The sequence below is a fragment of the Streptomyces sp. H27-H1 genome, from assembly GCF_026627445.1.
Lineage (GTDB): Bacteria > Actinomycetota > Actinomycetes > Streptomycetales > Streptomycetaceae > Streptomyces.
This window is the reverse complement of sequence record NZ_JAPNLJ010000010.1, coordinates 26,002-46,852: the sequence shown is the minus strand read 5'-3', so window position 1 is coordinate 46,852 and position 20,851 is coordinate 26,002. Positions and strand designations below refer to the sequence as shown.

At 71.2% G+C, this 20,851-nt stretch carries 16 protein-coding genes and 1 pseudogene; 9 read left to right on the top strand and 8 right to left on the bottom strand.

Going from position 1 to position 20,851, the window contains the following annotated elements:
* Positions 1 to 189: 189 nt before the first annotated feature.
* The 4 genes from OTB20_RS13395 to OTB20_RS13380 all read left to right on the top strand — a co-directional run bounded on the left by OTB20_RS13395 (position 190) and on the right by OTB20_RS13380 (position 4,310).
* A complete protein-coding gene (locus tag OTB20_RS13395) occupies positions 190 to 1,329 on the top strand; it encodes a 5-(carboxyamino)imidazole ribonucleotide synthase (RefSeq protein WP_267817406.1) in 1,140 nt (379 codons plus the stop codon).
* Complete coding sequence (gene purE, locus OTB20_RS13390) at positions 1,326 to 1,862, top strand: 5-(carboxyamino)imidazole ribonucleotide mutase (RefSeq protein ID WP_267817405.1); 537 nt, start codon at positions 1,326 to 1,328, stop codon at positions 1,860 to 1,862. The genes OTB20_RS13395 and purE overlap by 4 nt, the downstream gene beginning before the upstream one ends.
* Positions 1,859 to 3,070 (top strand): dipeptidase, encoded by a 1,212-nt coding sequence (locus OTB20_RS13385; RefSeq protein ID WP_267817403.1) that lies wholly within the window; start codon positions 1,859 to 1,861, stop codon positions 3,068 to 3,070. Before purE ends, OTB20_RS13385 begins: the two co-directional genes overlap by 4 nt.
* Before the next feature lie 163 nt (positions 3,071 to 3,233).
* Complete coding sequence (locus OTB20_RS13380) at positions 3,234 to 4,310, top strand: membrane dipeptidase (RefSeq protein ID WP_267817401.1); 1,077 nt, start codon at positions 3,234 to 3,236, stop codon at positions 4,308 to 4,310.
* A 12-nt stretch (positions 4,311 to 4,322) separates the two neighbouring features.
* Here OTB20_RS13380 and OTB20_RS13375 read toward each other — a convergent pair whose 3' ends face one another.
* Positions 4,323 to 5,603, bottom strand: a complete 1,281-nt coding sequence (locus tag OTB20_RS13375) for a glycosyltransferase family 87 protein (protein ID WP_267817399.1) — start codon at positions 5,601 to 5,603, stop codon at positions 4,323 to 4,325.
* A gap of 146 nt (positions 5,604 to 5,749) precedes the next feature.
* Positions 5,750 to 7,093, bottom strand: coding sequence for a UDP-glucose dehydrogenase family protein (locus tag OTB20_RS13370; protein ID WP_267817398.1), 1,344 nt, complete (start codon positions 7,091 to 7,093; stop codon positions 5,750 to 5,752).
* 217 nt (positions 7,094 to 7,310) lie between these two features.
* On the opposite strand from OTB20_RS13370, the gene OTB20_RS13365 reads away from it, so the two are divergent.
* Both OTB20_RS13365 and OTB20_RS13360 read left to right on the top strand, forming a co-directional pair.
* On the top strand, positions 7,311 to 8,483 hold the full coding sequence (locus tag OTB20_RS13365; RefSeq protein ID WP_267753807.1) for an acyl-CoA dehydrogenase family protein: 1,173 nt from the start codon (positions 7,311 to 7,313) through the stop codon (positions 8,481 to 8,483).
* A 349-nt stretch (positions 8,484 to 8,832) separates the two neighbouring features.
* The gene (locus OTB20_RS13360) at positions 8,833 to 9,915 is read left to right on the top strand and encodes a nucleotidyltransferase family protein (protein ID WP_267817396.1); all 1,083 of its coding nucleotides are present in this window, start codon (positions 8,833 to 8,835) and stop codon (positions 9,913 to 9,915) included.
* Positions 9,916 to 9,998: 83 nt separating this feature from the next.
* On the opposite strand, the gene OTB20_RS13355 is transcribed toward OTB20_RS13360, so the two are convergent.
* Complete coding sequence (locus tag OTB20_RS13355) at positions 9,999 to 11,333, bottom strand: LCP family protein (RefSeq protein ID WP_267817395.1); 1,335 nt, start codon at positions 11,331 to 11,333, stop codon at positions 9,999 to 10,001.
* Between the two features lie 106 nt (positions 11,334 to 11,439).
* Between OTB20_RS13355 and OTB20_RS13350 the strand changes: the two genes are divergently transcribed.
* Positions 11,440 to 11,979, top strand: coding sequence for an acyl-CoA thioesterase (locus OTB20_RS13350; protein ID WP_267753803.1), 540 nt, complete (start codon positions 11,440 to 11,442; stop codon positions 11,977 to 11,979).
* 21 nt (positions 11,980 to 12,000) lie between these two features.
* Here the strand turns inward: OTB20_RS13350 and OTB20_RS13345 are convergent, their stop codons facing one another.
* The gene (locus OTB20_RS13345) at positions 12,001 to 13,383 is read right to left on the bottom strand and encodes an LCP family protein (protein WP_267817393.1); all 1,383 of its coding nucleotides are present in this window, start codon (positions 13,381 to 13,383) and stop codon (positions 12,001 to 12,003) included.
* A 279-nt stretch (positions 13,384 to 13,662) separates the two neighbouring features.
* Between OTB20_RS13345 and OTB20_RS13340 the strand changes: the two genes are divergently transcribed.
* On the top strand, positions 13,663 to 14,688 hold the full coding sequence (locus OTB20_RS13340; RefSeq protein ID WP_267817391.1) for a glycosyltransferase family 2 protein: 1,026 nt from the start codon (positions 13,663 to 13,665) through the stop codon (positions 14,686 to 14,688).
* A gap of 101 nt (positions 14,689 to 14,789) precedes the next feature.
* On the opposite strand, the gene OTB20_RS13335 is transcribed toward OTB20_RS13340, so the two are convergent.
* Positions 14,790 to 16,022 (bottom strand): LCP family protein, encoded by a 1,233-nt coding sequence (locus OTB20_RS13335; protein WP_420716390.1) that lies wholly within the window; start codon positions 16,020 to 16,022, stop codon positions 14,790 to 14,792.
* A gap of 11 nt (positions 16,023 to 16,033) precedes the next feature.
* On the opposite strand from OTB20_RS13335, the pseudogene OTB20_RS42745 reads away from it, so the two are divergent.
* Positions 16,034 to 16,213, top strand: a pseudogene (locus OTB20_RS42745) (hypothetical protein); the annotation flags it as partial.
* Positions 16,214 to 16,567: 354 nt separating this feature from the next.
* Here the strand turns inward: OTB20_RS42745 and OTB20_RS13330 are convergent.
* The 3 genes from OTB20_RS13330 to OTB20_RS13320 all read right to left on the bottom strand — a co-directional run bounded on the left by OTB20_RS13330 (position 16,568) and on the right by OTB20_RS13320 (position 20,743).
* A complete protein-coding gene (locus tag OTB20_RS13330; RefSeq protein WP_267817388.1) occupies positions 16,568 to 18,301 on the bottom strand; it encodes an LCP family protein in 1,734 nt (577 codons plus the stop codon).
* A 222-nt stretch (positions 18,302 to 18,523) separates the two neighbouring features.
* Positions 18,524 to 19,813 carry an LCP family protein gene (locus OTB20_RS13325; protein ID WP_267817386.1) on the bottom strand — a complete coding sequence of 430 codons (1,290 nt, stop codon included), beginning with the start codon at positions 19,811 to 19,813 and terminating at the stop codon, positions 18,524 to 18,526.
* Between the two features lie 180 nt (positions 19,814 to 19,993).
* The gene (locus OTB20_RS13320) at positions 19,994 to 20,743 is read right to left on the bottom strand and encodes a TIGR03089 family protein (RefSeq protein WP_267817384.1); all 750 of its coding nucleotides are present in this window, start codon (positions 20,741 to 20,743) and stop codon (positions 19,994 to 19,996) included.
* Positions 20,744 to 20,851: the final 108 nt, after the last annotated feature.

Below are 20,851 nucleotides of genomic sequence, written 5' to 3'. Positions count from 1 at the left end.
AGTCCTGTCTTCGGGGCCCCCGTATGAGGCGTCACACGTTTTACCTGCGCGCCCATGCTAAGTGTCACCCCAGTGCTACGTCTGCGCCTTCGGACACCGTGCGACACACGGCACACCCGGCACCCGCCGACGCCGGGTACCGGCCAGGGGCCGTCCGGATGGCGGAATACCGCCGGATACTCTGGGGGAGTGACGTTCCCGGTAGTCGGCATGGTCGGCGGCGGACAGCTCGCCCGCATGACCCACGAGGCGGGTATCCCCCTCGGCATCAGATTCAAGATCCTCAGTGACACACCACAGGACTCGGCGGCCCAGGTCGTGAGCGACGTCGTCATCGGCGACTATCGCGATCTGGAGACCCTGCGCGCCTTCGCGCGCGGCTGTGACGTGATCACCTTCGACCACGAGCACGTGCCCATCGCGCACCTGCGGGCCCTGGAAGCGGACGGCATCCCCGTCCGCCCGGGGCCCGACGCGTTGGTGCACGCCGCGGACAAGGGGGTGATGCGCGCCAAGCTCGACGAGATCGGCGCACCCAGCCCCCGCCACCGGATCGTGAGCGATCCGGCGGACGCGGCGGCCTTCGCCGAAGAGGTCGGCGGGTTCCCCGTCATCCTCAAGACGGTGCGCGGCGGGTACGACGGAAAGGGCGTGTGGTTCGTCCGCACGCAGCAGGATGCCCAGGCCCCGTTCAAGGCGGGCGTCCCGGTCCTGGCCGAGGAGAAGGTGGACTACGTCCGCGAGCTCGCGGCCAACATCGTCCGCTCCCCGCACGGCCAGGCCGTGTCCTACCCGGTCGTCGAGTCCGTCCAGGTGGACGGGGTCTGCGACACGGTCATCGCCCCCGCCCCGAACCTCTCGGAGGCCCTCGCGGGCGAGGCCCAGGCCCTGGCCCTGCGGATCGCCAAGGAACTCGACGTGACCGGACACCTGGCCGTGGAGCTCTTCGAGACCACCGACGGCCGGATCCTGGTCAACGAACTGGCCATGCGCCCGCACAACAGCGGCCACTGGACCCAGGACGGTGCCATCACCTCCCAGTTCGCCAACCACGTACGAGCCGTCCTGGACCTCCCCCTCGGCGACCCGCGCCCCCGCGCCCGCTGGACGGTCATGGCGAACGTGCTCGGCGGGGACTACCCCGACATGTACGCGGCGTACCTGCACTGCATGGCGCACGACCCCCAGCTCAAGATCCACATGTACGGCAAGGACGTGAAACCCGGACGCAAGGTCGGCCACGTCAACACCTACGGCGACGACCTGGACGATGTGCTGGAGCGCGCACGTCACGCAGCCGGCTACCTCAGAGGAACCATCACCGAATGAGCACCTCCGCAACAGCTCCCGTCATCGGCATCGTCATGGGTTCGGACTCCGACTGGCCCGTCATGGAGGCCGCGGCCCAGGCTCTCGACGAGTTCGAGATCCCCTACGAGGTCGACGTCGTCTCCGCCCACCGGATGCCGCGCGAGATGATCGCGTACGGGGAGCGGGCCGCGGACCGCGGCCTCAAGGCGATCATCGCCGGTGCGGGCGGGGCCGCCCACCTGCCCGGCATGCTGGCCTCCGTCACCCCGCTGCCGGTCATCGGGGTGCCCGTCCCGCTGAAGTACCTCGACGGCATGGACTCGCTGATGTCGATCGTCCAGATGCCCGCCGGGGTTCCCGTCGCCACCGTCTCGATCGCCGGAGCCCGCAACGCCGGGCTGCTGGCCGTACGGATGCTGGCCGCGCACGACCCGGAGCTGCTCACCCGGATGAACGATTTCCTGCAGGAACTGAACGACCAGGCCACCGAGAAGGGCAAGCGGCTGCGCAACAAGGTCGCCGGCCAGGAGTCCTTCGGATTCGGAAAGTGAGCCCCGCCGCCGGCGAAGCGGCCCGGCACCTGGACCAGGCGCGCGAGCTGCTCGCCGAGCACCCGGTTGTCGACGGGCACAACGACCTGCCCTGGGCGCTGCGCGAGACCGTGCGCTACGACCTGGACCAGCGGGACATCGGCAGCGACCAGAGGGGCCACCTGCACACGGACATCCCCCGGCTGCGCGCCGGCGGGGTCGGCGCGCAGTTCTGGTCGGTCTACGTGCGCTCCGACTACGCGGGCGACGAGGCGGTCAGCGCCACCCTGGAGCAGATCGACGTCGTGGCCCAGCTGATCGACCGTTACCCGGGTGACCTGGTGCGGGCGCTGACGGCCGACGACATGGAGGCGGCGCGCGCGCAGGGCCGGATCGCCTCGCTGATGGGAGCCGAGGGCGGGCACTCCATCAACAACTCGCTCGCCACCCTGCGCGCCCTGCACCAGCTGGGTGTGCGGTACATGACGCTCACGCACAACGACACCATCGACTGGGCGGATTCGGCGACCGACGAGCCCCGGCACGGCGGCTTGAGCGACTTCGGCCGCGAGGTCGTGCGCGAGATGAACCGGATCGGCATGCTCGTCGACCTCTCGCACGTCGCCGCGACCACGATGCGCGACGCGCTCGCGGTCACGGCCGCGCCGGTGGTCTTCTCGCACTCCTCGGCGCGGGCCGTCTGCGACCACGTGCGCAACATCCCCGACGACGTGCTCGCGCTGCTGCCGGCCAACGGCGGGGTCGCGATGGCCACCTTCGTGCCCAAGTTCATCCTCCCGGCGGCCGTCGAGTGGACCCTGGCCGCCGACGAGAACCTGCGGGCGCACGGCCACCACCACCTCGACACCACCCCCGGGGCGATGGCCCTGCACCGGGCGTTCGAAGAGGCGCGCCCGCGCCCGGTGGCCACGGCCGCCACGGTCGCCGACCACCTGGACCACATGCGCGAGGTGGCCGGCGTCGACCACATCGGCATCGGCGGGGACTACGACGGCACCGCCTTCACCCCGGCCGGTCTGGACGACGTGGCCGGGTACCCCAACCTGGTCGCCGAGCTGCTGGCGCGCCGCTGGTCGAAGGCCGATCTGGCGAAGCTGACCTGGTCCAATGCCGTACGGACGCTGCGCGACGCCGAAGCGGTGGCGCGCGAGCAGTCGGCGTCCCGGGGCCCGTCCAACGCGGTGCTCCCGGCGCCCGCTCCTTCCTGACCGGCCCGCCCGGCGGATCCGGCGCACGGGCCGTGACCAGCGAACACCTGCTGGTTTACACCCGAACGCCACATCCGCCGGGCGCCTGCGGCGTCCCACATGTCACGGTGGCAACAACTTCCCTGCTTCTCTCCCGCTGCCGCCGAGACCGGAGCGCACGCCAATGGCCGACCTGCAGGATGAACCGCACACGAACTCGGTGACCCCCGTGGGCCCCGGCTCCCTAGGAGCCGAGGATCCCCCGGGCACCTTGCTCCCGGGCGCCCTGGACCGGGCCGCCGCACTGCTCTGCGTCCATCCCGTCGCGGATGGCTGCAACACCCTCGTCTGGACGCTGCGGACAAGTCCGTACCACGACATCGACACCTCGGACGCGGGCGTGGACACCGATATCCCGCGGCTGCGCGCCGGGGGAGTGGGCGCCCAGTTCTGGTCGCTGCTCACGCCGCGCGAGGCCGAGGCCACCGACCAGGTGGTGTCCGACACCCTCGAACAGATCGACGTGGCGCTCGCCCTGATGCGCCGCTACCCCGACAGCCTCTGCCTCGCGCTGAGCGCCGACGACCTGGCGGACGCACGCAACCGGGGCCGCATCGCCTCCTTCCTCGGCCCCGTGCCCGGCCGCACCCTGACGGACTCCCTCGGCGCGCTGCGCGCCTTCCACGCGCTCGGCGTACGGATCCTCGCGCCGGCCGGGGCCCCGTGGGCGATGGAGGGGCTGACCGCCTTCGGCCACGAGGTGGTGAAGGAGACGAACCGGCTCGCGATGCTGCTGGACCTCACCGGCTGCCCGCCCGCGCCGGCCTGCCAGCTCGCCGCGGCCTCCAAGGCGCCCGTGATCATCTCGCACACCGGGGCGGCCGCCCTCAATCCGCACCCGGACAACGTGACCGACGAGGTGCTGCTCGCGCTGCGCGCGGCGAACGGCCTGGCGATGGTCAGCTTCGACACCGCGCTCACCGGGGACTCCCTGCACGCGGTGGCGGACCACGTGGACCACGTACGAGCCGTCGCGGGCCCCCACTGCGTGGGCCTGGGCGCCGGCTTCGGCGCCGAGCCGGGCATCCCCCGGCCGGCGGGCCTGGCGGATCCCTCGGGCTATCCGCGGCTGATCGCGGAACTGCTGGAGCGGGGCTGGCCCGAGACCGATCTGGCACTGCTGACCTGGGGAAACACTCAGCGGGTGGTGCGCGACGCGGAGTTCACGGCCCGCGCGGCGCAGCACCGTAGGACGTCCTAGCCGGTCACAGGACTAGACGCGCGCCGGGATCCCGGGCTCGGCCGTGGCCGCCGGCACGGTCGCGGGTCCGGTCCCGGGCAGGGGGCTCACGCTGGCCCGCCACAGGCGCAGGCAGGACAGGACGGCGGCCCAGCCCAGCAGGCCGTTGCGGAGCACGAGGAGGAACGTGCCGAAGACGGTGCCCGGGAGGATCTCCGAGCCGTAGGTCAGCGGGTAGATCGCCGTGCTGAGTGCGGTGGAGGCCACGATCAGCCAGGCCACCGGGCGCTGCGTGGTGTGCCGGCAGGTCAGGCAGACCGCGGCGAGGCCGACCAGCCAGATCAGGTACTGCGGGCTGAGCACGCGGCTGGTGATGGTGAACACGAGGATGGCGCACAGCGCGGCGTCCAGCGGGGTCGCGGTCGACCAGCGGCGGGCCTTGACCCGCCACAGCAGCAGCCAGGCGAATCCGGCGACGGTGAGGGCGACGGAGAGCAGGGCGACGCTGGAGACGTACGGGCCGAGGTACTCGTAGGCGCCGTAGCGGACTTCGATCTTCCCGGACCAGGCGCCGACGAGCTTGCCGAGCATGAGGGCCGAGCCGCCGAGGGATTCGACCTGGATGCCGCGGTTGCCCTGGTTGCCCAGGAAGCCGAGGGTGTCGCGGAAGAACAGTGCGAGAACGGCGAGCAGGACGGCCCCGGCCGCCAGCGCCGAGACGATGGCGTCGCGGGTGGTCCGGCCGCGCGGGGTGCCGATCAGCGTGAGCAGCGGCCAGACCTTGACCAGGGCGCCGATTCCGGCGAGGACGCCGCCGAGCTTGCGGCGGAAGCGCAGGCACAGCAGCGAGCCGACGGCGAGCAGGGTGACCTGGAGGTCGTAGCGGCCGAAGGGCAGCGAGAGCAGCAGCGGCAGCGTGGTCAGCCACAGCACCGCGCCGGCCAGGCTGCCGTCGCTGCGGCGGGCGGCGCGGACCAGGCCGACGGTGATCAGAGCGTCGCAGATCACGGTCAGGGCGACGAAGGCCTGGAAGTAGCTGAGGAAGGGGAGCAGGTCGGGCGACAGGAAGATCGCCGCCGCGGCCGGCGGGTACTGCCACATGACGTCGTCGTGCGGCATGGTCCCGGTGACGAGGACGTCGTACCAGTTGTTGTAGGTCTGGGTGATCTCCACGCGCACCGAGGAGGTGCCGTGGAGGTTCACCACCAGGAGGACCACCATCAGCGTCCGGGTGGCCAGCCAGAAGCCCGCCATGGCCAGGCGGCCGGCGCGCCCCCGCAGTGCGGAGTCGATGGTCCTGCTCGTACTGGTCATCGGCCGTGAGTCTAGCGATCCATGGCGCGCGGCCCCGGTGGTCGCTCCAACGATCCGGTGACGAGATGCGAAACCGCGCATTCCGCAACGAAGTGGATCAAGCGGTGGCGGGGGTGGCGGGAGAGGGGTCGCCGGGGAGGGCGGGATCAGGCGTGCGGGCGGCCCATCGCGCGGTAGGTCCAGCCGGCGGCGCGCCACAGGGCGGGGTCCAGGGCGTTGCGTCCGTCGAGGACGAGGCGGTCGGTGACGACCTCGCCGAGGGCGGCGGGGTCCAGGTCGCGGAACTCCCGCCACTCGGTGAGGTGCAGGACGACCTCGGCGCCCCGGGCGGCGTCGATGGCGGTGTCGGCGTACCCGAGGGTGGGGAAGACGCGGCGGGCGTTGTCCATGCCCTTGGGGTCGTAGACGGTGACCTGGCCGCCCTGGAGGTGGATCTGGCCGGCGACGTTCAGTGCGGGGGAGTCGCGGACGTCGTCGGAGTCCGGCTTGAAGGTGGCGCCCAGTACGGCGACGCGCTTGCCGAGGAAGGAGCCGCCGACGGCGTCGCGGGCCAGCTCGACCATGTGGCCGCGGCGGCGCATGTTGATGGAGTCGACCTCGCGCAGGAAGGTCAGGGCCTGGTCGGCGCCGAGCTCGCCGGCCCGGGCCATGAAGGCGCGGATGTCCTTGGGCAGGCAGCCGCCGCCGAAACCGATGCCGGCGCGCAGGAACTTCTTCCCGATGCGCTCGTCGTGGCCGATGGCCTCGGCCAGCTTCGCCACGTCGCCGCCGGCGGCCTCGCAGACCTCGGCCATGGCGTTGATGAAGGAGATCTTCGTGGCGAGGAAGGAGTTGGCGGCGGTCTTGACGAGTTCGGCGGTGGGGAAGTCGGTGACGACGAGCGGGGTGCCCTCGCCCATGGGGGTCGCGTAGACCTCCCGCAGGAGCTTCTCGGCGCGTTCGCCGTCGACTCCGATGACGATCCGGTCCGGGTGCAGGGTGTCCTGGACGGCGAAGCCCTCGCGCAGGAACTCCGGGTTCCAGGCGAGTTCCACGTCCTCGCCGGCCGGGGCGAGCGCGGTGAGCTTCGTGGCGAGGCGCTCGGCGGAGCCGACGGGCACGGTGGACTTGCCGACGACCAGGGCGGCCCGGGTCAGGTGCGGGGCGAGCGATTCCATGGCGGAGTCGACGTAGCTCATGTCGCAGGCGTACTCGCCGTGCTTCTGCGGGGTGTTCACGCAGACGAAGTGGATGTCGCCGAAGGCGCCGACCTCCTCCCAGGAGGTGGTGAAGCGCAGCCGGCCCGAGGAGCCCGGCAGTCCGGCCACGTGCGTGGCCAGCAGTTCCTCCAGCCCCGGCTCGTACATGGGCACGCGCCCGGCGGCCAGCATGGCGATCTTCTCGGGCACGACGTCCAGTCCGAGCACCTCGAACCCCAGCTCTGCCATTGCCGCGGCATGAGTGGCGCCGAGGTATCCGGTGCCGATCACAGTGATCTTGAGGGGGGCCATGAGTGCTCCTGGAGGTGCTGGGCCGTTCGCGGCAACCGAGCATAGTCGGGCCGGTGGCCGGGGTTGCATTCCGGCTATGGCTGCCCGGCCGTCGCCCGTACGGCCCCGTTGTCACGCAACTCACGTAGGACGCCCATGTCGCGGTCGGCGGCCGGACACTAAGCTTGGGTTACTTAACGGTAGTTAGCATCACGCACCACCTGGGGAGTGAGAGATCTTGGCGGGTTCTGCCGACTTCGACCTGTACCGCCCGGCCGAGGAGCACGACATGCTCCGCGAGTCCGTCCGCGCGCTCGCCGAGGCGAAGATCATGCCCTTCGCCGCCGCGGTCGACGAGGAGTCCCGTTTCCCGCAGGAGGCCCTGGACGCCCTCGTCGCCAGCGACCTGCACGCAGTCCATGTGCCCGAGAGCTACGGCGGCGCGGGCGCCGACGCCCTCGCCACGGTGATCGTGATCGAGGAGGTGGCCCGCGTCTGCGCGTCCTCCTCCCTCATCCCGGCCGTGAACAAGCTCGGCTCGCTCCCGGTGATCCTCTCCGGATCCGAGGAGCTCAAGGCCAAGTACCTCGGCCCGCTGGCCAAGGGCGACGCGATGTTCTCGTACGCCCTCTCCGAGCCCGACGCGGGCTCGGACGCCGCGGGCATGAAGACCCGCGCGGTCCGCGACGGCGACTTCTGGGTGCTCAACGGCGTCAAGCGCTGGATCACCAACGCCGGCGTCTCCGAGTACTACACGGTCATGGCCGTCACCGACCCCGAGAAGCGCTCCAAGGGGATCTCCGCCTTCGTGGTCGAGAAGTCCGACGAGGGCGTCTCCTTCGGCGCCCCGGAGAAGAAGCTCGGCATCAAGGGCTCTCCGACGCGCGAGGTCTACCTCGACAACGTCCGCATCCCCGCCGACCGCATGATCGGCGCCGAGGGCACCGGATTCGCCACCGCGATGAAGACCCTCGACCACACCCGCATCACCATCGCCGCCCAGGCCCTCGGCATCGCCCAGGGCGCCCTGGACTACGCCAAGGGCTACGTCCAGGAGCGCAAGCAGTTCGGCAAGCCGATCGGCGACTTCCAGGGCGTGCAGTTCATGCTCGCGGACATGGCCATGAAGATCGAGGCCGCCCGCCAGCTGACGTACTCGGCCGCCGCCAAGTCGGAGCGCGTCTCCGCCGGTGGCGACAAGGAGGACCTCACCTTCTTCGGCGCCGCGGCCAAGTGCTTCGCCTCGGACGTGGCCATGGAGGTCACCACGGACGCGGTCCAGCTCCTCGGCGGCTACGGCTACACCCGGGACTACCCGGTGGAGCGCATGATGCGCGACGCGAAGATCACCCAGATCTACGAGGGCACGAACCAGGTCCAGCGCATCGTCATGGCCCGCAACCTGCCCTAGCAGGCCCCTGACCTGCACGAACATGAGGCGCCCCCGGGACATGCCCGGGGGCGCCTCGTGTACTGCGCGCCGCGTGGTTAGGCTGTGCGCCCGACCGGTCGCCGATCCTGTCCGACGCCACGCACTCGGCGGCGGACGAGCGCCGGCACCTCACGGGTGCGGGACGAGCGCGGGAGCAGGCGCTTCCCGCGCCCCGGCCGGCAGCCACCCGGCCACGACGCCCCGTTCGCCTCCGCACCGCCCTGAGCAGCGGCGCAGGCGCACGCACACATCGGCACCGGCCTCTGGGGACGACCCGGATGGGCTAAATTTGGACCTTCGTACGCCGGAATCGGTTGGGGAGAACGCAATGACGGAAGCGATCCTGCTGGTCGGCGGACAAGGGACGCGGCTGCGTCCCGTCACGGTGAACACACCGAAGCCGATGGTCCACACGGCAGGCGTTCCCTTCCTCGCCCACCAGATCGCCCGGGCCGCCGCCGCCGGCGTCACGCACATCGTGATGGCCACCTGCTACCTCGCCGAGGTCTTCGAGCCCTACTTCGGCGACGGATCCGCCTTCGGCGTCCACCTGGAGTACGTGGTCGAGGACGAACCCCTCGGCACCGGCGGCGCCATCCGCAACGCGGCACGGCTGCTCACCGGCGGCCCCGACTCCTCCGTGCTCGTCTTCAACGGCGACATCCTCACCGGCCTGGACATCGCCGGCCTCGTCGAATCGCACAAGGCGGCCGACGCCGACGTCTCCCTGCACCTGGTACGGGTCGACGACCCGCGCGCCTTCGGCCTGGTCCCCACCGACGCCCACGGGCGGGTGCTGGCCTTCACCGAGAAGCCGCAGACGCCCGAGGAGATCATCACCGACCAGATCAACGCCGGCTGCTACGTCTTCCGGCGCAGCGTGATCGACACCATCCCGGCCGGCCGGTCCGTTTCCGTCGAGCGCGAGACCTTCCCCGGCCTGCTCGCCTCCGGAGCCACCCTGCACGGGGTCACCGAGAACACCTACTGGATGGACCTCGGCAAGCCGGAGGCGATCATCCAGGCCTCCGCCGACCTGGTCCGCGGCGTCGTCCCCTCCCCGGCCGTCCCCGGACGCCGCGGTGAGTCCCTCGTACTGCCCGGAGCCCACGTCGCGGCCGGGGCCAAGCTGTCGGGGGGCACCGTCGTGGGCGCCGGCGCCCGCGTCGAGGCGGGGGCGGTCGTCCAGGGCTCCATCCTGCTGGACGGCGCGGTCGTGGGCCCCGACGCACAGGTGGCCGCCAGCCTGATCGGCGCCGGCGCCTCGGTGGGCGCACGGACCGTACTGGACGCCGCCGTCATCGGTGACGGAGCCGTCGTGGGGGCCGACAACGAGCTGCGCGCCGGCGCCCGGGTCTGGTGCGGGGCGCAGCTGCCCGACGCGGCGATCCGCTTCTCCTCCGACGCCTGAGCGACGCCTGACCGGGTCCGGGCCGGTGCCGGGCCGGCGCCGGACCCTCCCCGCGCGGGGGAGCGGCCCGGCCCGCCGCGTGATCAGTTCCCGCGGACGGTGACCTTCTCGTCCTTCTGGATCTGCTGGACCAGCTGGCGAACCTTCGTCTTGTCCCAGACGAGGTTGCCGCCGCGCTGCCCGGAGATCGGCATGTTCATGGACAGGCCGTCACCGCCGTTGATGCCCTTCATCGCGAAGAACATCTGGCCCATGTCCCACAGCGACATGTCCTTGTCCACGATCAGTGTGTCCAGCCCCGCGCCCAGCATCGGGTACAGGGAGAACGGGTTCAGGATCGTCGAGGGCGTCGCCGCCTGGCTCGCCAGCGCCGACAGGAACTTCTGCTGGTTCTTGGTCCGCTGCAGGTCCGACTCGGCGAAGGCGTAGCGGGTCCGTACGTAGGCCAGCGACTGCTCGCCGTTCAGCGTCTGGGTGCCCTCCTTGAAGTCGGCCCCGGACTTCTCGTCCTTGAACCCCTTCTCGATGTTCAGCTCCACCCCGCCCAGCGCGTCCACGATGTTCGCGAAGCCGGCGAAGCCGATCTCGGCGTAGTGGTCGATGCGCAGGCCGGTGTTGAACTCCACCGTCCGCACCAGCAGCTCCGGGCCGTCCTGCGCGTACGCCGCGTTCAGCTTGGTCCGCTTGCCCTTGCCCGCGAACTTCGTGCCCGACTCGGAGCCGATGAAGGAGGGGATCTCCACGTCGGAGTCACGCGGCAGGGAGATCATCGTGTTCCCGCTGGAGCACTTGGCGAGGATCATCATCGAGTCGGTGCGCTTGCCCTCGGCCGAGCCGGTGTGGAGCTTCTTCTTCTCCTCGGCGGACATGCCCTCGCGGCTGTCGGAGCCCACGATCAGGTAGGTCGTGCAGTCGCCCTCCTTCGGGCGCTCGATGACCTTGGAGAGGTCGACCTCGCGGCGCACGTTGGAGTCGGCCCAGAAGTAGGTGCCGATGCCCGTCACGAGCAGGCCCGAGACCAGCACGATCGAGCCGATCTTGATCCGCTTGCGCCAGTCCGGGGCCGGTCCCGCCGGTCGGGCCGGGCCGCCGGGGCCGCCCGGTCCGCGTCCGTGCGGCCCGGTGGGCGGCTGGCCGCCGCCGTAGACCTGGCCGGTGTTGTAGCCGCTGTCGTAGCCGCCCGCGGGGTTGTACGAGCCGTCCTGCTGCGGAGGCACGTAAGGCGCCACGGCCGGGGCCTGGGCCGGGCGGTGCGGGGGCTGCTGCGGCTGCTGCCGGGACGCTTGGGGGCCGGGCCGCTGGACGTGCCTCATCCGCCGTGCGCCCTCCGGCTGCGCCTGGCCGCTGCCTTGGCCGTACCCGTCATCGCGGCGGCCGCGCTGGTCCTGCTCGCCGCTCAACCCGTCCCAGTCACTCATGCGCCCAAGAATGCCTGGCCGGGCGTGTCGCGGAACAGCCCGGGGGTGCATTCGTACCGGTGCTGTTGCAGAGCTGATGCCCGCGCACCGCACTTAAGCTGTCTCCATGACAGAAATACCGGGCGAGCTGCCGGGAAAGCCGATCTCGGCATCCCGCACCACCCTGAGCCACATCATGACCGCCAACGACACCAATCTCCTCGGCACCGTGCACGGCGGCGTGATCATGAAGCTGGTGGACGACGCGGCCGGCGCCGTGGCCGGCCGCCACTCCGGCGGCCCGGCGGTCACCGCCTCAATGGACGAGATGGCCTTCCTCGCCCCGGTCCGCGTCGGCGATCTCGTCCACGTCAAGGCCCAGTGCAACTGGACCGGCCGCTCCTCCATGGAGATCGGCGTACGCGTCCTCGCGGAGCGGTGGAACGAATCCACCCCCGCCACCCAGGTCGGCAGCGCCTACCTCGTCTTCACCGCGGTCGACGCCGAGGGCAAGCCCCGCCAGGTCCCCGCGGTCCTCCCGGAGACGGAGCAGGACGAGCGGCGCTACCAGGAGGCCCAGATCCGGCGCACCCACCGGCTGGCCCGCCGCCAGGCGATCACGGAACTGCGCGAGCAGCGCGCCGCCCAGGGCTTCGACGAGCTCTGAGCGGCTCCCGGCGGGCCGGTCCTACTTCCCGCAGACCACCTGGTCACCGGTGACCACACCGAATTCGCCGTGCTGCGGGTCCTCCGGGCGCACCGCCACCACCTTGCGGTAGTCGGCGCCCGCGATCACCACGACGGTCCGCCCCTGCCCCGGCACGGCCCGCAGCTCACTGCCGGGCAGCGCGGTGGACACCGTACGGGCCGACCGGTCCCAGCGCGGGTCGTACGTGATCACCGTGCGCTTGACGTCCCGGCTCGCGCCGTTCCCCGGAGCCCGGGTGGTGTCGAAGCCGGTGGCGCGCAGCGCCGAGTCCACCCGGGTGCCCAGCCCGTCGATCCGGGTGCCGTTCTCCACCTGGACCCGGACCTGCTGCGGGGCCACGTCCACCGGCACGGCCTGCTGCCGGCGCACCGGCTTGCCGGGGGCGGGTGCCGGGGCCAGCGGACGGTCGTTGCGCAGCGCCTCGAAGAGCTTCGCGGCCTTGCCCTGGTCCCATTTCACGGTGGAGCCGATGCCCTTGACCGGGAAGGAGGGGTTGCCGACGGGCACGGAGGCGAACTCCGAGGAGGACGGGGTGAAATCGCGCATCGCCTGCCCGAGGGCCAGCATCTGCTCCGAGCCGAAGCCCTTGTCGGCCCGGACCGAACCCAGCAGGGTGGAGCTGACCTCCTTGAACTTGACTGGGTTGAGCAGCACCCCGCCGCCCGTGGCCTGCTTGATGAGGGCGGCGACGAACCGCTGCTGGCGCTGCATCCGGCCCAGGTCCGAGGCCCCGTCCACATGGCGCGAGCGCACGTACTGCAAGGACTGGCCGCCGCTCAGCCGGTGGGTGCCGGGGAGCAGGTCGAGGCCGGTGTTGGGGTCGTGCATGGTCTTGGCGGTGCAGATCTCCACGCCGCCCATCGCGTCGACCGTCTTCATGAAGCTGGTGAAGTCGACTTCCAGGTAGTGGTCGATCTTCACGCGGGTCATGTTCTCGACGGTGCGCACGGTCAGGTGGGGGCCGCCCTCGGCGTAGGCGGCGTTCAGCTTCACGGGGTGCGCCCCGTGCTGTTTGCCGCTGGACCCGTCCACGTGCGCGGGCAGTTCCGCGTAGCTGTCGCGGGGAAGGCTGACCACACTGGCCCGCGTCCGGTCCGCCGAGAGGTGGACCAGCATGACGGTGTCGGTGCAGTGGCAGGGCGCGCCGCCCAGGCGGTACTCGCGCCTCTGCTCGGCGGTGATCTTGTCGCGGCCGTCGGTGCCGACGAGCAGGAAGTTCACCCCGTGCCCGGCCTGCGGGCGGTTCTTCATATCCTTGAAGGGGTCCACGCGCTGGATACCGGTGTCCAGCCCGGTCATCACGGCGTGCCCGAGGGCCCCCGAACCCAGGACCACCACCGACAGCCCGGCCGCGAGCCGCACCCCCCAGCGGGGTCTGTCCGCCGGGCGTGGGCCGCCCGTCCGTGGGCCGCCCGCACCGCCGGGCCGCGGCGCGCGCTGCGACGGCCGGGCGGGCCGGGCAGGCAGGGCGGGTCGGGTGGGACGGTGCGGCTGGGGCACGGAGGACACCTCGCACGTTCGGCTGATTCGTCAGAACAGTAGGTCCATACGATCAGCCTCTGTCCGTACTGCTCATCCGGCGCGCACCCGGGTCCCCCGTACGCGGTAACGTGACACCGATACCCGACCTTGAAGGACCACATGCCCGCCCAGCAGCCCGCAGTTTCGGTGATCATGCCGGTACTCGACGAGGAGCGCCATCTGCGCGACTCGGTCCGCCACATCCTCGGACAGGAGTACGGGGGTGAGATGGAGGTGGTGATCGCGCTCGGGCCGTCCACGGACCGTACCGACGAGATCGCCGCAGAGCTCGTACGGGAAGACCCCCGGGTCGTCACCGTACCGAACCCCACCGGCCGGACCCCCGCCGCTCTCAACGCGGCCATCCAGGCCTCCCGCCATCCCATCGTGGTGCGCGTGGACGGCCACGGAATGCTTTCCCCGAACTACATCGCCACCGCGGTCCGCCTCCTGGAGGAGACCGGCGCGCAGAACGTCGGCGGCATCATGCACGCCGAGGGCGAGAACGCCTGGGAGGACGCCGTCGCCGCGGCGATGACCTCGCGGATCGGTGTCGGCAACGCAGCCTTCCACACCGGCGGCAAGGCCGGCCCGGCCGACACCGTTTACCTCGGGGTGTTCCGCCGCGAGGCCCTGGAGGCCGCCGGCGGCTACAACGTGGAGTTCATCCGCGCCCAGGACTGGGAGCTGAACTTCCGCATCCGCGAGGCCGGCGGCCTGATCTGGTTCTCGCCGGAGCTGAAGGTCCAGTACCGTCCGCGGCCCTCGGTACGGGCACTCGCCAAGCAGTACAAGGACTACGGGCGCTGGCGCCACGTGGTGGCCCGCTACCACGCGGGCTCCATCAACCTGCGCTACCTCGCCCCGCCGGCCGCCGTCTGCGCGATCGCCGCCGGTGTCGTCCTCGGAGCGGCCGTCACCCCGTGGGCCTTCGTGGTCCCGGCGGGCTACCTCGCGGCGATCGCCGTCGGGTCCGTCCCGGCCGGCAAGGGGCTGTCGCCGAAGGCCCGGCTGCGGATTCCCGTCGCCTTGGCGACCATGCACCTGTGCTGGGGCTACGGCTTCCTGACCAGCCCCCGCTCCCTCGCCGCCAAGGTCATCGCGAGCCGCCGCCCGTCGGTGCGCCGGGACCCGGCAGGGCTCTGAGCCCTCGGGGCGCGCAGCCCCGTACCCGTACACAACCGAAAGGGGTGACCCGGTCCTCGGACCGGGTCACCCCTTTCGTACGCGCCTCGCGGGCGGTCAGGTCACCACTTCTGGTACGGCCCGTACACGTCCATGCAGCTGGTGTCCGTGCCGTTGAGCACCTCGGCCGTCTCCGGGACCGCCCCGGCCTCGGGCGCCGGCTGCTGCGGGTAGGCGTTGCCCTCGCGCCAGTCCGCGCCCACCACGACCGTGATCTTGGATATCGCGGCCGACTTCTGTACGGCGCCGGCCGGAATCCCGAGCGCCGCGGCCACGGCCTGTGCGTCGGCGGCCTGGGTGTCCGTGGCGTAGCGGACGAGCGTCGTCTTCTCCGGAGTGAGCGTGCTGTCCGCCTTGGCCAGTGCGAACCCCTTGGAGACCAGCTGGCCCGCGATGGCGGTGGCCCGCTTGCTCACGGGCGGAGCCCCCACGCCCGTGCCGTTGACCACCTGCACGGTGGTCTTCGCGGGGTCGGAGGCCGGCGGCGGGGACGTTTCCGGAGTCGGCCCGGGAGCGGGCGCCGAGGGCGATCCGCTGCCGGCCGGTGCCGGGTCGCCGTTGGCGTCCAGGGCGACGTCCTTGCGGAGCATCGTCCACATCTTCTCGGCGTCCGCGGTGTCGATGACCACCCGGTTGCGGTCCGACGGAGCTTCCAGCACGGGGATCGTGGCCATCGTGATGCGGTTGACCGGTACGTCCTTGAGCAGCAGAGCGAGGTCGAGGAGCTTCTTGACCGACCCGATCTCCTCCGACACCTCCAGCGACTTCGTCGCCGCCTCCGCCAGGTTCGTGAGGCGGGGGATGTCGGTGAAGGCGTTCTGGCTCTTGAGCCCGCGGATCATCGAGTTCATGTACATGTGCTGCGCCTTGGCCCGACCGAGGTCACTGCCGAAGGCGTGCCGGGTACGCAGCCACTGGAGCGCCTGCTCACCCTGGACCTTGGTGGTGCCCGCCCTCAGCTTGAGGCCGGAGCCGCCGCCCACCCCGGGCTTCGGACCGTCGTAGACGTCCTGGTTGACGCAGACGTCGACGCCGCCGATCGCGTCGGCCATCTTCACGACACCGGAGAAGTCGATCGTCATCCAGTGGTCGATGTAGATGTTGGTCAGCTTCTCCCAGGTGGCCAGGGTGCAGCCGGCCCCCCCGCGCCCGAGGGTCCGGTTGATCGTCGCCTTGGTGGCTTTGAACTTCTTACCGGTCTTGGGCTCGGTGCACTCCGGGATCTCCACGATGGTGTCGCGCGGAACGGAGGTGACCGAGGCGTTCTTCCGGTCGGCCGAGATGTGGATCAGCATCTGCACGTCGGCCAGCGGGTCTGAGCCGACACTGTCCCAGTTGCCGCCGAGCGCCACGTTCTCCGGCTTGTTGCGGCTGTCGGAGCCGAGCATCAGGATGTTCAGCGGACGCCGGCCCGCGGCGTCGGCATCGCTCTTGGCGACCCCGCTGTCGCCGCTCAGGCGCTGGCCGCTGCGGATGTTGGCGTTGAGGTGGCGGTAGTAGAGGTAACCGGCGGCCGCCGTCCCGAGTATGAGCAGCGCCACGATGGAGGCCGTCCAGCGCAGAGCGCGCCGCCGCCGCCCCCGCCCGGTCGGGCGCTTGCCCCCGCCCTCGCCGCGGCGGCCGGAGCCGGACCTCGGCGCGGGTACGGCGCTGGTCGCCGTCGGACGGGTGCCGGGCCCGGATATGCCGCTGCCGGCCCGGCCCCCCGCCCCCTCCCCTTGCACGTTTTTGTGCCTCACGCGTCCCCCATCACGATCACTCTGTGTCGGTACTGTGCCGGTCCGACGCATTCCGGCACGTCATTGCGCGACCGCGGAGGGCCGGTCGGCCCCCCTGTCGGTCACTTGGCGCAGACGGACTTGTCCGCTTCGACCCGCTGGACGCCCTCGGGCGCCTGCTGCGGCGCCGTCATGGAGACCCCCGCCCCCTTGAAGTCCGCGCCGAGCGTGAGCTTCATCGGCGTCTTGGGCGCGGCGTCGGCCGTGCCCACCTTCAGAGCTGTCGCCGGCAGCCCCATCATGTCCGCCAACGCCCTGGCCTGGTCGGCCTGGTTGGGTGCGTACTCAAGCTGTGTGGCGTCCACCTTGGCGGACGCGTTGCCCAGGTTGCTGGACTTCGGCACGCCCTTGGTGTTCTGCAGCCAGCTCAGGGTGCCGGAAGCGGATCCGGCCGGGCCGCCGCCGTTGTAGACGTCCACCCGGACGTCCTTGGCCGGTGCGCGGCTGCCCTGCAGTAGGGCGTCCAGCTGGGCCTTCGCATCGGCGCTCGCCGCCTCCTTGGCGGCCTGCTCCTTCTGCTCGACCTCGGTGAGGGAGACGTCCCCGCGGATCATCTGCAACAGCGGTTCGGCCTGCGCCTGGTTGACCACCACGGTGGCCTTGACCTTCTCCGCCGGATTGTCGAGCACCGGAAGCGTGGTGAAGGTGATGTTCTTGAGGTCTATGCTCTTCAACTCACTGGCAAGATCGGTGAGTTTCCCGATCGACCCTATCCCCGAGTCCACGCTCAACGACTTCGTGGCGGCTTCCGCGAGGGAGAGGAACTTCTGCGGGCTCGTCAGCGTTTCCTTCGACTTCATCTCGCGCATCATCGAGCTGAGGAACTGCTGCTGGGTCTTGATGCGGTCGAGGTCGCTCTCATTGCCGAAGGCGTGCCGGGTCCGTACGAAGGCCAGCGCCTGCTCTCCCTGCAGCCGGTGCTCGCCCGCCGTCAGCTTGAGCTTGGAATCCTTGTCGTCGACGTTCTTGTCCACGCAGACCGGCACTCCGCCGACCGCCGTACTCAGGTTCTTCACCGCGTTGAAGTCGGCCATCATGAAGTGGTCGACCTGGACCCCGGTGAGCTCCTTGACCGTGCGCATCGTGCAGCCCGGGTCCCGGCCCCCCTGGCCGAGGCTGGTGTTGAAGCGGACCCCGCGCTCGGCGCCGACGGTCTTCGTCGAGCCGTCCGGCTGCTTCGTCGGGCAGTCCGGCACATTGGTGATCAGGTCGCGCGGGATGGACAGCGCCGTGGCGTTGGAGCGGTCCTTGGACACGTGGAAGAGGATCGTGGTGTCGGCGTGGCCGACGCTGCCGGCGTCCCCGTAGCCCTCGTTGCCGGTGCCGCTGCGCTTGTCCGTGCCGATCACCAGGATGTTGATCGCCTGGTCCTTCTTGAAGCCGCCGCTCGTGCCCGCGTCACCGATGTCGGTGACCCTGAGGTTGCCGTTCAGGTGGTCGTAGTAGAGGTACCCCGCCACCGAGCCGCCGACCAGCAGCACCGCCAGGGTCCCGCCGGTGATGGTCAGCGCCCTCTTGCGTCCCCCACCGCCGACCTTGCGCGAGCGCCCGCCGCGCCGGCCGCCGGGCGGAGGGCCGTCACCGCGGCGCGGCCCGGGGACCGCGGGGGACGGGGCCGCGGGGGAGCGGGGAGGAACGGGGGCCCTGCGAGGGGCCGTGCGAGGAGCGGACCGCTGCGGCGGTGCTTGCGCAGCGGAATCTTCCAGTCGCAGTTCGTAGTTGCCGGTGCGGGGGTTGAGTACCCACTGGTCTGCGGGGTCGATCTCGTCGGCCCGTCCACGGCTTTGCGCATCCACGGTTTACTCGAATCCTCCGTCGGTGCTTCGCGACGCGCCTCCCCCAGGCGCACGGTCAACGATCCGGCTGCTGGCACACGGCCTCTGTGCTGGCCGGGCGCCGGATCGCTCACCTTATCCGGACAGGTTCGCCGTAAACCATGCTGGTGATGAATTCCACGCCCTTACAACGGGGCAATCGCCCCAACAAGCTCGGCCTGGGCACCGGCTTTTGGGATTGCTTTACCGGCAATCGGCCACACCGGCCGTGGTGCCGGTGAAGGTGGGGACGGGAGTGGAGGGCTCCGCGGTTCCCGGGACGTCCCCGGTGTCGCTCGCCGTGCCGTCCGTGGCGCTGTCCGTAGCGCCGTCCGCCTTGTCGTCCGCCCCGTTGTCGTCCGCCGCCGCTTCTTCCCGGTCCTCGCCCGGCCGGGAGGCCGGAGCGGGCGTGGCCGTGGCCTCGGGCGGGGCGATCGTGAGCGGCTCGTCCGCCCGCAGCCGCCGGAAGAGCTGGCTCGCGTCCGGCTCCCGCAGTTCGTCCCGGTTGAGGTTGGCGGCGTACGGCCGGCGCGGAACCGTGAGGAACTTGATCTGGTCGGTCGGTATGTCGCGTACGCCCCTTACGAGTTCGTACAGCCCCCGCAGCGAGGACAGCCCCGGGTCGGTGGTCACCGAGGAGGTCGCCGCGTCCAGCAGCGGGTAGAGCCGTGCCGGATTGAGCAGCACCCCGTTGCTCTGCACCTTCTTCACGAGCGACCCGAGGAACGCCTGCTGGCGCTCCATCCGCTCGGTGTCACTGCCGTTGCCCAGGCTGTGGCGGGCCCGTACGAAGCCCAGCGCCTGCTCGCCCTGCAAGGTCTGCCGGCCGGCCGGCAGCTTCAGCTTGGCCTCGGTGTCGGACACCGGCTGCCGCAGGCACACCTCAACCCCGCCGACCGCGTCCACCATCTTCTTGAAGCCGCTGAAGTCCAGCACCATGTGGTGATCGACCCGGATCCCGGTCAGTGCCTCCACCGTACGGACCGTGCAGGCGGTGCCGCCCCACTCGAAGGCCCAGTTGAACTGGGCGAACTGTTCACTGGAGCGGCTGCCGTCCTGCTTCAGGCATGCGGGTATCTCGGTCATGAGGTCCCGCGGTATCGACACCGCCGTCGCGCTCTTCCGGTCCGCCGGCAGGTGCAGCAGGATCGTGGTGTCGGAGCGCTGCGTGCCCTTGTCCTGCCCGTAGCGGGCATTGCCCTTCCCGGTGCGGGAGTCCGAACCGATCAGCAGGATGTTCTGCGCGCCGCCCGCCAGGTGGGCCGGGCGCTCCTTGTCGTAGCGCCGCAGCTCGGCGGCGGCGGAGGTGTCCTCGGCGATGTTCCCGTCGAGCTTGGAGTAGACCCACCAGCCCGCGGCCGTGCCCGCGACGACCAGCATGCCGGTTCCGAGCCCGGCCCAGCGCAGCAGCCGGCGCCGCCTGCGGCCGCTCGGAGGCTTCTCGGTGCCTCCGGCCGCATCGGTGCCGCCCGGTATGCCGGCGCTGTCCGTCACTGGAGGTCCGTCCCCTCACCCGTCGAGGTACGGGCCGTACGGGTGAGTACGGCCTGTGCCGATCCTGCCCCCGGGTGATCGATGCGGCCCGGGGGCACGGCCGTGTATAGGGCCATGTGGGTGACAAATCGCCCAGATCCGGCGTTGGGTGGTCTGGGTGACGGCGGGGTGGAGGCGGACTCAGACGGTGTGGGTGACCCGCTCGCTCTCGACCCGCTGGGCCAGCGCCGTCTCGTCGAGCTCCCGGGCGTTGCGGCACAGCACGACGGAGCCGCCCGTCGCCAGCGCCGCGTAGAGCCCGGCCGAGAGCCCCTCCCAGCTGTCGTAGCCCAGCCGGGACAGCACCCGCGCACCCTCGCCGAGGCCGAGCTTCGCCGCGTCCTCACGGGCCCGCTCGCAGATCCCCGCGTACGAGAGCTCCTCGCCGCCGACCACCAGGCCCGGGCCGTCCGCGTCCACGGGCTGGAAGGGCGCGAACCGGTCGCCCTGCCCCGGCACCTCCACGGCGTAGTCGGCGAAGCCGGCCGGCGGCTGGGGGAACCGCCCGCCCAGCGGCCGCAGCGCGAGCGCCATCCGCTCACCGGAGCACGCGGCGGCCTCATCGAGGGTGTCCGGCCCGCTCACCACCAGGTCCGCACCGGCCGGATCCCCGCCGACCTCGGCGACGACCCCGACCGAGGCGCAGGCGAGCAGCCACACGGCGCTCTGCCAGTGCGCGGGGAGCAGCAGGGCGAGCCGGTCGCCGGGCTCGGCGCCCAGGTCGCCCTGGAGCAGATTGGCGGTCTTGGCCACCCAATTGGCGAAGGTGGCGACGGACAATTCGACGCGCTCGCCCGTGGCGTCGTCGTAGAAGGTGACGAGCGGGCGGCCGGGATCGGCGGCGAGCGCGGATCGCAGCAGGTCGGCTGGGGTGCGGTCAGTGGCGTTCACGCACCAGAGCCTACGCGGGAGCACATGCGCCCCTGCTCCGTTCGGCGGCAGCACGGTCCTCCGTACGGGGGAGGGGTGTGACCGCTCGGCCGGACGGTACGTCAGTTC

What these genes read in the sequence shown, in the direction of transcription:
- OTB20_RS13350 (WP_267753803.1), top strand. Translation starts at nt 11,440, where the DNA reads ATGACAGAAATACCGGGCGAGCTGCCGGGAAAGCCGATCTCGGCATCC.
- OTB20_RS13360 (WP_267817396.1), top strand. Translation starts at nt 8,833, where the DNA reads ATGACGGAAGCGATCCTGCTGGTCGGCGGACAAGGGACGCGGCTGCGT.
- OTB20_RS13340 (WP_267817391.1), top strand. Translation starts at nt 13,663, where the DNA reads ATGCCCGCCCAGCAGCCCGCAGTTTCGGTGATCATGCCGGTACTCGAC.
- OTB20_RS13335 (WP_420716390.1), bottom strand. Translation starts at nt 16,022, where the DNA reads ATGCTGATCCACATCTCGGCCGACCGGAAGAACGCCTCGGTCACCTCC.
- OTB20_RS13370 (WP_267817398.1), bottom strand. Translation starts at nt 7,093, where the DNA reads ATGGCCCCCCTCAAGATCACTGTGATCGGCACCGGATACCTCGGCGCC.
- OTB20_RS13375 (WP_267817399.1), bottom strand. Translation starts at nt 5,603, where the DNA reads ATGACCAGTACGAGCAGGACCATCGACTCCGCACTGCGGGGGCGCGCC.
- OTB20_RS13355 (WP_267817395.1), bottom strand. Translation starts at nt 11,333, where the DNA reads ATGAGTGACTGGGACGGGTTGAGCGGCGAGCAGGACCAGCGCGGCCGC.
- OTB20_RS13380 (WP_267817401.1), top strand. Translation starts at nt 3,234, where the DNA reads ATGGCCGACCTGCAGGATGAACCGCACACGAACTCGGTGACCCCCGTG.
- purE (WP_267817405.1), top strand. Translation starts at nt 1,326, where the DNA reads ATGAGCACCTCCGCAACAGCTCCCGTCATCGGCATCGTCATGGGTTCG.